14 protein-coding genes and 1 pseudogene are annotated in these 11774 nt (G+C 68.0%); 6 read left to right on the top strand and 9 right to left on the bottom strand.

What is annotated here, in order from left to right:
• Positions 1–31: 31 nt before the first annotated feature.
• The 3 genes from ACSQ1W_RS15320 to ACSQ1W_RS15310 are packed head-to-tail and all read right to left on the bottom strand — an operon-like array spanning position 32 to position 1526.
• Positions 32–838 (bottom strand): SDR family NAD(P)-dependent oxidoreductase, encoded by an 807-nt coding sequence (locus tag ACSQ1W_RS15320; RefSeq protein WP_436044508.1) that lies wholly within the window; start codon positions 836–838, stop codon positions 32–34.
• Entirely contained in the window at positions 835–1302 is a 468-nt protein-coding gene (locus tag ACSQ1W_RS15315; RefSeq protein ID WP_436044507.1) for a hypothetical protein, read from the bottom strand. Before ACSQ1W_RS15315 ends, ACSQ1W_RS15320 begins: the two co-directional genes overlap by 4 nt.
• Positions 1299–1526 carry a hypothetical protein gene (locus ACSQ1W_RS15310; RefSeq protein ID WP_436044506.1) on the bottom strand — a complete coding sequence of 76 codons (228 nt, stop codon included), beginning with the start codon at positions 1524–1526 and terminating at the stop codon, positions 1299–1301. The genes ACSQ1W_RS15315 and ACSQ1W_RS15310 overlap by 4 nt, the downstream gene beginning before the upstream one ends.
• A gap of 130 nt (positions 1527–1656) precedes the next feature.
• Here ACSQ1W_RS15310 and ACSQ1W_RS15305 point away from each other — a divergent pair, with 130 nt between their 5' ends.
• Positions 1657–2685 (top strand): LysR substrate-binding domain-containing protein, encoded by a 1029-nt coding sequence (locus ACSQ1W_RS15305; protein WP_436044505.1) that lies wholly within the window; start codon positions 1657–1659, stop codon positions 2683–2685.
• Positions 2686–2821: 136 nt separating this feature from the next.
• Positions 2822–3367 carry a hypothetical protein gene (locus tag ACSQ1W_RS15300; protein WP_436044504.1) on the top strand — a complete coding sequence of 182 codons (546 nt, stop codon included), beginning with the start codon at positions 2822–2824 and terminating at the stop codon, positions 3365–3367.
• Between the two features lie 70 nt (positions 3368–3437).
• Here the strand turns inward: ACSQ1W_RS15300 and ACSQ1W_RS15295 are convergent, their stop codons facing one another.
• A complete protein-coding gene (locus ACSQ1W_RS15295; RefSeq protein WP_225589603.1) occupies positions 3438–3773 on the bottom strand; it encodes an OmpA family protein in 336 nt (111 codons plus the stop codon).
• A gap of 60 nt (positions 3774–3833) precedes the next feature.
• A pseudogene (locus ACSQ1W_RS15290) lies at positions 3834–5861 on the bottom strand (sodium-translocating pyrophosphatase); the annotation flags it as partial.
• Positions 5862–6121: 260 nt separating this feature from the next.
• Between ACSQ1W_RS15290 and ACSQ1W_RS15285 the strand changes: the two are divergent.
• Complete coding sequence (locus ACSQ1W_RS15285; RefSeq protein WP_436044503.1) at positions 6122–6643, top strand: hypothetical protein; 522 nt, start codon at positions 6122–6124, stop codon at positions 6641–6643.
• Between the two features lie 3 nt (positions 6644–6646).
• Here the strand turns inward: ACSQ1W_RS15285 and ACSQ1W_RS15280 are convergent, their stop codons facing one another.
• From ACSQ1W_RS15280 to ACSQ1W_RS15265, 4 genes are all read right to left on the bottom strand, one after another.
• Positions 6647–7015, bottom strand: coding sequence for a DUF4440 domain-containing protein (locus ACSQ1W_RS15280; protein WP_436044502.1), 369 nt, complete (start codon positions 7013–7015; stop codon positions 6647–6649).
• 32 nt (positions 7016–7047) lie between these two features.
• Positions 7048–7182, bottom strand: a complete 135-nt coding sequence (locus tag ACSQ1W_RS15275; protein WP_436044501.1) for a hypothetical protein — start codon at positions 7180–7182, stop codon at positions 7048–7050.
• Between the two features lie 69 nt (positions 7183–7251).
• On the bottom strand, positions 7252–7644 hold the full coding sequence (locus tag ACSQ1W_RS15270; RefSeq protein ID WP_436044500.1) for a DUF488 domain-containing protein: 393 nt from the start codon (positions 7642–7644) through the stop codon (positions 7252–7254).
• A gap of 7 nt (positions 7645–7651) precedes the next feature.
• A complete protein-coding gene (locus tag ACSQ1W_RS15265) occupies positions 7652–8908 on the bottom strand; it encodes a 6-phosphofructokinase (RefSeq protein ID WP_436044499.1) in 1257 nt (418 codons plus the stop codon).
• 121 nt (positions 8909–9029) lie between these two features.
• On the opposite strand from ACSQ1W_RS15265, the gene ACSQ1W_RS15260 reads away from it, so the two are divergent.
• The 3 genes from ACSQ1W_RS15260 to ACSQ1W_RS15250 all read left to right on the top strand — a co-directional run bounded on the left by ACSQ1W_RS15260 (position 9030) and on the right by ACSQ1W_RS15250 (position 11729).
• Complete coding sequence (locus ACSQ1W_RS15260; protein WP_436044497.1) at positions 9030–9608, top strand: adenylate kinase; 579 nt, start codon at positions 9030–9032, stop codon at positions 9606–9608.
• Between the two features lie 176 nt (positions 9609–9784).
• Complete coding sequence (gene mpl, locus ACSQ1W_RS15255; protein ID WP_436044496.1) at positions 9785–11143, top strand: UDP-N-acetylmuramate:L-alanyl-gamma-D-glutamyl-meso-diaminopimelate ligase; 1359 nt, start codon at positions 9785–9787, stop codon at positions 11141–11143.
• A gap of 10 nt (positions 11144–11153) precedes the next feature.
• Entirely contained in the window at positions 11154–11729 is a 576-nt protein-coding gene (locus tag ACSQ1W_RS15250; RefSeq protein WP_436044494.1) for an LON peptidase substrate-binding domain-containing protein, read from the top strand.
• Positions 11730–11774: the final 45 nt, after the last annotated feature.

Below are 11774 nucleotides of genomic sequence, written 5' to 3'. Positions count from 1 at the left end.
AGGACGATCAGCGATGTTCCGCCGTGACAGTTCAGGCCGAGGCGCGGCCATTGCGGTTGGCACCCGCCACCGCCCACAGCGCATCCTCGAAATCGCGTGCGAGCGTCTGTTCCGGCGGCTTGGCGTCGTGCGCGGACCAGGTGACGATCGATTGCGCGGCACGCCCGTTGCGCGACAGCAACGAGACCGCGCTGCGACCGACCGCCAGCGCGTTGGGCCACTCGGCGCAGGCATTGATGGCGTTCTCCGGCGTGCACACCGGCTTGTCGACCGACAGCAGCTGCACGCGGACGCCCATCGTCTGCGCTTCCTCGTGCAGCACCTGGGTGAGCATGCGCATCGCTGCACCGGTCACCGAGGCGTGGCCGTAGCCCGACCAGCCGCGTTCCGCGTATGGCCCGCCGATCAGCACGTAGTTGGCGGCGGTCTGGCTTTCCGACAGCAGCGGCAACAGATGACGGGCGGCGGCGAGATGCGGGATCAGGTCCGCTTCCAGCTTCTCCAGCAGGAACGACGCCGGACGGTCCAGCAGGCGACCCGCCTGCAGCGGCGTGCCCATGCTGGCGAACACCGCGCGCAGCGGACGGCCGCGTTCGCGTACCTCGTCGGCCAGACGCACCGCACCGCGGTCATCGTGGATGCACGGCGAGTGCAGCAGCTGCAGGCCGGGCTCATCCTCGAAGTGCTCGGCCAGCGCGCTCATGCGCGGCCCTTCGCGACCGACGGCAAGCACCGGGCAGCCAGCCTCCAGCAGCGCGCCGACCACGCCGAAGCCGACGTTGCCGCTCGCGCCCAGCACCAGCGCGCCGGGCGTCAGGGCGTCTTTCGTCGTGGTCACGGCAGCCTCCGCCCGGCGACGGGCAGGATGCGCGTGCTGACGCCGGCCGACTTCACCCGCAGACGCAGCGCACCGCCATCGGCGAGGTGTCGCGGCAGGGTGAACTCGCGGAAGCCGGTGGCCTTGCGCACGAACGGCAGGCGCATGGCGGACCGACCCGTCACGGGGGAGGATGGCGACGGGTCGGTCGGCCTGCGGAAGCGTTCGGCCAGCGTGCGTGCAACGGCACGCAGCCAGCGCAGGGCGGCAGTCGGAAGGGAAACGGGCATGGCGTGCAGTCTGGCGACCCGCACGGCGGCGGCGATATCCGGATCCTGCTGTGCAATTGCCTGATCCTGCGTGCCGTCGATCACCGGCGCGACAAACGCCTGGCAGCGGCCGAGGCGCAGCTGCACGCCGTTGGCGCAGTCCTGGGTCGAGGCCCTGCCGTTCGTCGGAACACGGCGGGCGAGTGTCCCGCTCATGGGATGAATCCTCCCGTGACCGGGATAATCCCAGAACCCGACATCAGACTGCCCAGGCGGCGACCGCCCCCGAGCACGCCACCGCGTTGCGAGCGCGGCGCAGCCACATGACCGGAAAGATCATGTAACAACAGGCTCTTGCTGCGACGGAAAGCCCGCTCGGGCGGGACTTCGCGGGAGTCTTCGGGGTGTTCCAGCGACTGGAAGAGGCGGGCGAGCAGCATGGGGGCGGTACCCGGTGGAGGACGATGGGCGCCACGTTACGCCCCCAATGAGGACTTGATTAGTCCTGATTTAGGGGAATAATCATCCCGTCAGCGGGCCAATGCCCCTTCGCCTACCGGAGTCCCCACGATGAGCCACGATCTCAACGACACCCTGATCTTCGTCAAGGTGGTGGAACAGGGCAGCTTCATCGCTGCCGCCAACGTGCTGCGTCTGCCGAAGACCACGGTCAGCCGCAAGGTGCAGGAACTGGAGACGCGCCTCGGTGCGCAACTGCTCCATCGCACCACGCGCAAGCTCGGCCTCACCGAAGCCGGCAACGTCTATTACGAACACTGTCAGCGCATCGCGCGCGAGTTGAACGAAGCCGCGAGCGCGGTCAGCCAGCTGCACGCCGGTCCGCGCGGCTGGCTGCGCTTCACCGCGCCGTATTCGATCGGCATCGACAAGATCGCGCCGCTGCTCGGCGAGTTCCACGCGCAGTACCCCGAGATCCGCGTGGAGATGCTGCTCGCCAACGACACGCTCGACCTGATCTCCGGCGAGATCGACGTGGCGTTGCGGATCGGCAACCTGCCGGACTCCAACCTGGTCGCGCGTCGCCTCAGCACGCTGCGCACGCAGGTCTACGCCAGCCCGAAATACCTGGCGCGTTACGGCGAGCCGCTGCATCCGGACGACCTGCAGCACCACCGCGTGCTGGCCATGCCGAAGAACCGGCGCGGCAATGGCTTCGCCCTGACGCTGCGCGACGCCAACGGCGAACAGGACTATCCGATCAATCCGATCCTTGTGGCGAACGATCCCGCCGCGCTGAAGGGCGCGTTGCTGTGTGGCGAAGGCCTGATGGTCGGCGCCGACGTGATGGTCAAGCCGTATCTGGAGCAGGGCCATCTGCAGCGCGTACTTGCCGGCTGGGCCGGGCCGGAGTTCGAATTCAACGCCGTGTTCCCGCGCGGCCACGTGCAGTCGCCGAAGGTGCGCGCGTTCGTCGACTTCCTGGTCGAGCGGATGAAGTTCGACGTCGACTACATGATGGAGCACTGCCCGGTGTACCTGAAGCAGCAGGCCGAGGCGCGGGCAGCCGCCGAAGCGACGCCGGAAGTGGAAGCGGCTGCGGCGGTCGGTCGCAAGGTGCTGGCCGACGTGCTGAGCTGATTCGACACGTCCGCCTAACGATTCCCGAACGCAATCGCACGCGGGGCTGGCTAGGATGGAGGCGCATCGCCGGAGTTGGGTTGTCGCCACGGATGGCCTGTCGCACTGCGTTTCCACCTGACCAGGAATCCGCTCGATGAAAACACCGATCGCCGCGTTCGCGGCGCTGTGGCTGGCGGCGTGCACGCCGGCCACGCCCGATCCCGCACCGTCGTCCGCCGACGCGACGCCGCCTGCAGCGTCTGCGGATGCGGCGTCCGCCTCGCGTGCCACTGCGCCTCCTGTCGCCGAGGTCGTCGACGATCCGCTCGCCGTCAACCAGGCCATCGACGAGGTGCTGGGCGACCACGTCCGCTACGAGGCGGTGATCCGCCAGCTCCAGCAGGCGGTAACGGCGAACGACGAAGCCGCCGTGGCCGCGCTGGTCGAGTATCCGTTCTCTACCGTGCGCGATGGCCAGCCGCTGAAGGTGGCCGATGCGGATGCCTTCGTGCGCGAGTACGACCGGATCATGACCCCCGCCATCGCCGAGGCGATCAAGCGGCAGAAGTATTCGCAGCTGATGGTCAACTACAAGGGCGTGATGTTCGGCAACGGCGAAGCGTGGGTGAACGGCATCTGCAAGGACGACGCGTGCAAGGACGTGGACGTGCGTGTCGTGGCGTTGCAGCCCACCTCCTGATCCGCATCGGGATCGCAATGAAAAAGGGCGGCCGGTGGCCGCCCTTTTTCTTGTTGCGTCGTACGTGCGCCTATTCCACCAGGACATCCACGCGGCGCGCCTCGTCGGCATCCCCGCTGCCGGTGGTCTGCGCCGGCTTGTCCAGGGTGATGCGCTCGGCCGCCACGCCGTTGACGACCAGCCACTGCTGGATGGCTTCCGCGCGCTGTTTCGCCAGGGCTTCGTTCGCCGCCGCATCGCCGCTGGCGTCGTGGAAGCCGGAGACGCGGGCGCGCGTCGCCGGATCGGTACCCAGCGTGCCCAGCACACCGGCGAGGCGCGCACTGGTGTCCGACGGCACGACCGCCGAGCCACTGTCGAACAGGATGCGCGCGCTGCGTCCGTCCACCACCTCGCTGCCCGTCATCGGGGCCGCATGGGCAGCCACCTCCGACGATGTGGCGCTGCCCAGCCAGCCATTGACGGGCAGCACCGGCACCAGCAGCAGGGCGACGATGTTGATGATCTTGATCAGCGGATTGATCGCCGGGCCGGCCGTGTCCTTGTAGGGATCGCCGACGGTGTCGCCGGTGACCGCGGCCTTGTGCGCTTCGCTGCCCTTGCCGCCATGGTGGCCGTCCTCGATGTACTTCTTGGCGTTGTCCCACGCGCCACCGCCAGTCGTCATCGAGATGGCGACGAACAGGCCGGTCACGATGGTGCCGATCAGCAGGCCGCCCAGCGCCTGCGGGCCGAGCAGCAGGCCGACGATGATCGGCACGATCACCGGCAACAGCGACGGCACGATCATTTCCTTGATCGCCGACTTGGTCAGCATGTCGACCGCCTTGCTGTAGTCCGGCTTGGCCGTGCCTGCCATGATCCCGGGGATCTCGCGGAACTGCCGGCGCACCTCTTCCACCACGCTGCCTGCCGCACGGCCGACGGCTTCCATCGCCATGGCACCGAACAGGTACGGAATCAGGCCGCCGATCAGCAGGCCGACGATCACCAGGTGGTTCGACAGGTCGAAGGTGAACACCGCGCCCGGATGTTCGGTCTGCAGGTTATGCGTGTAGTCGGCGAACAGCACCAGCGCCGCCAGCGCCGCCGAGCCGATCGCGTAGCCCTTGGTCACCGCCTTGGTGGTGTTGCCGACCGCGTCCAGCGGATCGGTGATGTTGCGGATCTCCGGCGGCAGTTCCGCCATTTCCGCGATGCCACCGGCGTTGTCGGTGATCGGTCCGTACGCATCCAGCGCCACGATCATGCCCGCCATCGACAGCATCGCCGTCGCGGCGATGGCGATGCCGTACAGGCCACCGAGCGCGTAGGCGCCGAGGATCGCGATGCACACCGCCACCACCGGCCATGCCGTCGACCGCATCGACACGCCCAGGCCGGCGATGATGTTGGTGCCGTGTCCGGTGGTCGATGCCGCGGCGACATGCTTGACCGGTGCGTACTGCGTGCCGGTGTAGTACTCGGTGATCCATACGATCACGCCGGTCAGCACCAGGCCGACCAGGGCACAGAAGTACAGGTTCATCGCGCCGTAGGACGAATCCGCCATCAGCTGCGTGGTGATCGGATAGAACGCGATGGCGGCCAGCACGCCCGACACGATCACGCCCTTGTACAGCGCGCCCATGATCGAGCCGCCTGCCTTCACCTTGACGAACATGGCGCCGATGATCGAGGCGATGATCGACACGCCGCCCAGGACCAGCGGGTAGAGCACCGCATGTTCGCCCGCCTGCGCGATCATCAGGCTGCCGAGCAGCATGGTCGCGATGATGGTGACCGCATAGGTCTCGAACAGGTCGGCCGCCATGCCGGCGCAGTCGCCGACGTTGTCGCCCACGTTGTCTGCAATCACCGCCGGGTTGCGCGGATCGTCCTCGGGAATGCCGGCTTCCACCTTGCCCACCAGATCCGCGCCGACGTCGGCGCCCTTGGTGAAGATGCCGCCGCCCAGGCGCGCGAAGATCGAGATCAACGATGAGCCGAACGCCAGGCCGACGAGCGCATGCAGCGCTTCGGCCTGCGTGTAGCCCATGTGCAGGTGGAGCACGGCGTAGTAGCCGACCACGCCCAGCAGACCCAGGCCGACGACCAGCATGCCGGTGATGGCGCCGCCCTTGAAGGCCACGTCCATCGCCGCGCTCATGCCCTTGGTGGCGGCTTCCGCGGTACGCACGTTGGCGCGGACCGAGACGTTCATGCCGATGTAGCCGGCGGCGCCGGACAGTACCGCGCCGATCAGGAAGCCGATGGCGCTGGGCCAGGAAACGAAGAAGCCGATCAGCACGAGCAGGACGGCGCCGGCGATGCCGATGGTGGTGTACTGGCGGTTGAGGTAGGCGCTGGCGCCTTCCTGCACGGCCGCCGCGATTTCCTGCATGCGGGCGTTGCCCGCGGGTTGTTTCAGGATCCAGCGCGCAGCCACCACGCCGTAGATGATCGCCACGCCGGCGCAGATCAGCGCCAGCGTCAAACCGTGTTGTTCCAGCATGACCCCTCCCAAGGTAGATGGATGTCGTCCAGCAGAAAGCATGAACACGCAACCCAATCCCGGTGGAGCCTGTTGAACGATTGAGCGCACTCGACCGCTGCGATGGACTGCAGCACGAAACCCTTGTTCAGACATCCCTGGAGCTGGCCCGAGTATGACCGGATGCGTTGCAGGCCGCCAGCGGTGACGGACTGGTTCAGGCTTTCCGTGCCAGCCTTGCGACCCTGCTCGTGTTTTCGTATCCGTTTCAAGGAGTTGCCATGCGTCAGACCGTCGCACTTCCAATGTTTGTCGCTTGCCTGATGGCGGCCTCGCCGCTGCGCGCGGCCGATCCCGCGCCGGAGATCCAGCGCCCGGCGGGCACGCCGCAAGCCGTCGGCACCGTGCACACGCTGCGGCAGATTCCCGAGGCCTGCGCGCGTCTTGAAGGCGTCTTCACCGGCGATGCCGCGCAGCCTTATCGCTACGCGCCCGTGCGCACCAGTCCACAGTGCCAGCCGCGCGCGCGCTTCATCGATGTCGACAAGGCGAAGCCATCGGTCGCCACGGGCTGGAAACTCAACGACGTGATCCGCGTGCCGAACGCGGCCTGTCCTTCGCAGCAGGCGGTCGTGCGCGTGTGGCGCAAGCCGGGCAGCGCCACGCCGCCGCCGCTCGATGGGCAGGGGCAGTCGCGCATCTATCTTCAGGATGCGAAGCAGCAGGCGGGTACCGCCGCGCAGGCGCCGTCGCTGACGCTGTTCGCGGCGAAGCTGGAAATCGAAGGCAAGGCCTGCCGCTGAGGGCTACAGGGCGGCAGGCGTGCCCTGGTGGTACGACAACTGCCAGCCCACGGCCGTGCGGCGCCACACGGACATGCGCAGCGCGGCGTGGAAGGCCGAGCCGTCGGCGGCGACTTCGTGCGATCGGAAATGCAGCAACGCGATGTCGGCAGCCAGTGATTCGACGCGATGCGCTTCGGCGATGACGCGGGGTACCTGCCCGCGTGTGGCGAGGAAGTCGATGACGACCTGCCGCGTGTAGCGCGCGCCTGACCGGCCGACCTCATGGAAGTCCGGATGCAGCAGGCGCTCCAGCCGCTCGCGCGTGCACGGCGTACCGGGGTGGTGGAGTTCGGTTTCGAGAGCCGTCAGTTCGGCGAGCAAGGTATCCATCGCGCAAGCTTAGCGCGAGCCCCGGGGCGGACTCAGGCGCTGGCGCGCGCCACCGGCGTCGCGGTCGTGTCCTTCTGCGCCAGGTATTGCCCGAAGCGGTAGCCGGCGCCGGCGACGGCCAGCCCGATGGCGACGACGAGCATGCCGATGAGCACTTTGCGGAACATGGGAGCCTCCTGCGACGTGGTGACGGAGCCACGCTAGCACCGCCACGCGAACAGTGACGGTGCCTGAAGTCACTCTGCCTTGAGGATGGCACCACGTTCGGCAAGCAGGGCGCGCAGCACGGAACGGTGGCAGCGCGCTTCATCCTCGCAGTAGCAGCCGACCGAGAAGTTGCTGCCGTGCGACAGCGCCGCCAGCAGGTCCAGCGTGCGGGCGTTGTCGGGCGTGGCCATTTCGGCGCGGTACTTCTTGACGAACGCGGTCCACGCATGGGGCGTGTCGGCACCCTGCGCTTTCTTCACCAACTCTGCGCTGGGCGCTAGGTTGGGATACCAGACGTCGTACCAGTCCTGCGAGGCGAACTCGGATTTCGGCACGCCGCGAGGCGGCCGGCGCACAGTGCCGATGCGCAGGCCTTCGTCTTTCGTTCGCGGACTGCCGAGACGGACGATGCTTACGGACATCCGTCCGTCAGCCTTCCCACGCAGGCAACTTCTTCTTCACCGCCACATTCTTCAGCGCGACGTACTTCGGCAGGCCATCGGTGCCATAGGGCGGGTAGGCTTCGCCGCGGATCAGCGGCTGCAGATAGGTGCGCGCCTTGTCGGTGATGCCGTAGCCGTCCTTGCGGATGAAGTTCGGCGGGAATTTCTTTTCGTGGTTGGCGACCTTGCTCAACGGCGCGGCTTCTATCTTCCAGCGGAATGGCGCGTCGGAGGTGCGCACGATCACCGGCATCACCGCGTTCTGTCCTTTCAGTGCGTACTGCACCGCCGCCTTGCCCACGGCCTGCGCCTGCTCCCAGTCGGTCTTCGAGGCGATGTGGCGGGCCGAGCGCTGCAGGTAGTCCGGCAGGGTCCAGTGCACCTTCATGCCCAGCTGGTCCTTCACGCGACCGGCGAGGTACGAGGCCACGCCGCCGAGCTGCGTGTGGCCGAACGAGTCCTTGCCGCCGCCGGCATCGGCGACGAAGCGGCCGTCGGCATACTGGATGCCTTCGCTGGCCACCACCACGCACCAGCCGACGCGCTCGACTGTCTTCTTCACCTGGGCGAGGAAGTCGGCTTCGTCGTAGGGGCGTTCGGGGAACAGGATCAGGTGCGGCGCGTCGTCGCGCGTCTGCCCGGCCAGGCCGGCGGCGGCGGCCAGCCAGCCGGCATGCCGGCCCATGGCCTCGTAGACGAACACCTTGGTGGAGGTTTCCGCCATCGCGGCGACGTCCAGCGCGGCTTCGCGCACGGAGACGGCGGTGTACTTGGCGGCCGAGCCGAAGCCCGGGCAGGTGTCGGTGACGGCCAGATCGTTGTCGACCGTCTTCGGTACGCCGATACAGGTCAGCGGATAGTCGAACGCCTGCGCCAGCTGCGAGACCTTCCAGGCCGTGTCGGCCGAATCGTTGCCGCCGTTGTAGAGGAAGTAGCGTACGTCGTGCGCCTTCAGCACCGCGAGCAGACGCTCGTACTTGGCGCGGTCGGCCTCCAGCGACTTCAGCTTGACCCGGCAGCTGCCGAAGGCGCCGCCGGGGGTGTGGGCGAGGGCGCGGATGGCGGCAGCGGACTCCTTGCTGGTGTCGATCAACTCCTCGCGCAGGGCGCCGAGGATGCCGTTGCGCGCCGCCAAGACCTTGATTTTACGGGCCCGCGCTTCGGTGATGACGGCCGACGCGGAGGCGTTGATGACGGCAGTGACGCCGCCGGACTGCGCATAAAGTAGGGTGCCAGACGCCATGTGGGGTTCGTTCCGGGGTGCGGGGATGCGGTAAGCTTCACACAGATGACGCGGTGCAGCGCGGCGCCCGGCGCCCGGCGCGGTCCACCGCCCGCAGGATTCTATTCGGGAGAGTTACAGCATGCGATTGGTTCTACTGGGCCCACCCGGGTCGGGCAAGGGCACTCAGGCAGCGCGCCTGAAGGACTACCTGCAGGTACCGCACATCTCCACCGGCGACCTGCTGCGCGCCGAAGTCGCCGCCGGCAGCCCGCTGGGCCTGCAGGCGAAGGAAGTGATGGCGCGCGGCGAGCTGGTCAGCGACGACATCCTGCTTGGCATGCTGGAAGACCGCTTCTCCCGCGACGACACCAAGGCCGGCTTCATCCTCGACGGCTACCCACGCAACCTGGTGCAGGCCGCCGCGCTGGGCCAGCTGCTGGCCAAGCTGGGGCAGAAGTTCGATTTCGCCGTGCAGCTGGACGTGCCGACCGAACTGCTGGTCGAGCGCATCGCCGGCCGTGCCAAGGCCGAAGGCCGCGCCGACGACAATCCGGAATCCGTGCGCAAGCGCCTGCAGGTCTACACGGACCAGACCGCGCCGGTGATCGACTTCTACCGCCAGCAGGGCGAACTGACCGTTGTTGATGGCGTCGGCTCGCTGGACGAGGTGTTCACGCGCATCACCGAGGCGCTGGCGCCAGCCAAGGAAGTGGGCTGACACCCGCTCCGCCCACGGCCTGACCTCCGGAAGCCCCGCCTGTGCGGGGCTTCTGCATTTCGCGCGCTCGATGGCGTCCATCGCCGGCATCGTGTTGTTGCCGTGAAAGTCGCCGTCCGTGTGCCGAAGCCGGCGTGCTCGGCTAAAGTTCGCGGACCTACTTCGGAATCGCAGTCTTGAAGATCCACATCCTCGGCATCGCCGGTACGTTCATGGGCGGCGTCGCCGCGCTCGCGCGCGAACTCGGCCACACGGTCGAAGGCAGCGACCAGGCCATCTATCCGCCCATGTCGACCCAGCTGGAGACACTCGGCATCGCACTGGCGCAGGGCTACCAGCCGCAGAACATCGCGCCGGACTGCGACGAGATCGTCATCGGCAACGCACTGTCGCGCGGCAACCCCGCCGTGGAGGCCGTGCTCGACCAGGGGCGCCGCTACATCTCCGGCGCGCAGTGGCTGTCCGAACGCGTGCTGCCGGGCCGCGACACGCTGGCCGTCGCCGGCACCCATGGCAAGACCACCACGACCACCATCCTGACCTACCTGCTGGATGCGGCAGGCCGTTCGCCCGGCTTCCTGATCGGCGGCGTGGCCGAGGATTTCGGTGCGTCCGCGCGCATCGGCGGCGGCCGCGAGTTCGTCGTCGAGGCGGACGAGTACGACACCGCGTTCTTCGACAAGCGCAGCAAGTTCGTCCACTACCGCCCGCTGGTCGCCATCCTCAACAACCTGGAGTACGACCACGCCGACATCTTCCCGGACGTGGCCGCGATCCAGCGCCAGTTCCATCATCTCGTGCGCACGGTGCCGCGCCGCGGCCGCCTGATCGTCAACGGCGAAGACACGCGCCTGGCGGAAGTGCTGGCGATGGGTTGCTGGACGCCGGTGGAACGCTTCGGCTTCGATGCCGGGCTGGAGTGGAGTGCGCGCCTGATCCGCGAGGACGGCAGCGCGTTCGCCGTGCGCCACAACGGCGTCGAGATCGGCGAGGTGAACTGGCCGATGCTGGGTCGCCACAACGTGCTGAACGGCCTGGCGGCGCTGGCCGCCTGCCATGCGGTCGGCGTCGATGTCGCCACCGTGCTGCCGGCCTTGGCGGCATTCCGCAGCGTGAAACGGCGGCTGGAAGTGATTGGCCAGCACGACGGCATCACCATCTACGACGACTTCGCCCACCATCCCACCGCCATCCACACCACGCTGGAAGGCCTGCGCGCGCGCGTCGGTACGGCGCGCATCCTGGTGGCGATGGAGCCGCGTAGCAATTCGATGCGCTCTGGCGCGCACGCCGAAGCACTCGCGCCCTCGCTGGATATCGCCGATGGCGTGGTGTTCCTGCATCGTCCGGAACTCGCGTGGGACGCCGGCAAGGTCGTCGCCGCGATCCGCGGCGATGCGCGCACCGTGCCCGACGCCGATGCCCTGATCGCCGCGCTGAAGGCGCAGGCGCGCCCGGGCGACCACGTCGTCTTCATGTCCAACGGCGGCTTCGACGGCGCACCGCGTCGCTTCCTGGCGGCCCTGCAGGGCTGAGTCGGCGGGCATGGCGCACGAATCGCTGCCGTTGTTCCCACTGCACCAGGTGCTGTTGCCGGGTGCCGCGATGGATCTGCGCGTGTTCGAGCGCCGCTACCTGGACCTGGTCCGCGATTGCGGACGGTCCGGCGGCGGCTTCGGTATCTGCCTGATCCTGGAAGGCAACGAAGCCGGTGCACCCGCGACACCGGCGGCCTACGGCACCGAGGCGCGGATCGAGGACTTCGACACCGGCAACGACGGCCTGCTGACGCTGCGCGTGCGTGGCCATCGACGCTTCCATGCGATCCGTACGCGCGTGCGCGACAACGGCCTGGTCATGGCGGACGTGGAGTGGCTGCACGCGGATGGGGAAGACATGCTGCGTCCGGAGCACGCGCTGCTCGGCACCCTGCTGCAGACCATGATGGAAAAGACCGGCACCGATCTGAGCGGACTGCCGGCACGCATCTTCGAGCAGGCCGGCTGGGTTGGCTGGCGGCTGGCGCAGATACTGCCCATCACGCCCGAACAGCGCGTATCGATCCTGCAGGAGGATGATGTGCACGCACGCCTGCAACGTCTGCTGGAGTGGATCGACTGACGCTGCCAGTGCAGGTGCGGCTTCAGCCCCGAGGGCACCGCGGTT

It is taken from the genome of Pseudoxanthomonas sp. LjRoot143 (assembly GCF_964252945.1).
Lineage (GTDB): Bacteria > Pseudomonadota > Gammaproteobacteria > Xanthomonadales > Xanthomonadaceae > Pseudoxanthomonas_A.
Note: the sequence above shows the minus strand (reverse complement) of the source record. Positions and strands in the feature narration are given on the sequence as shown.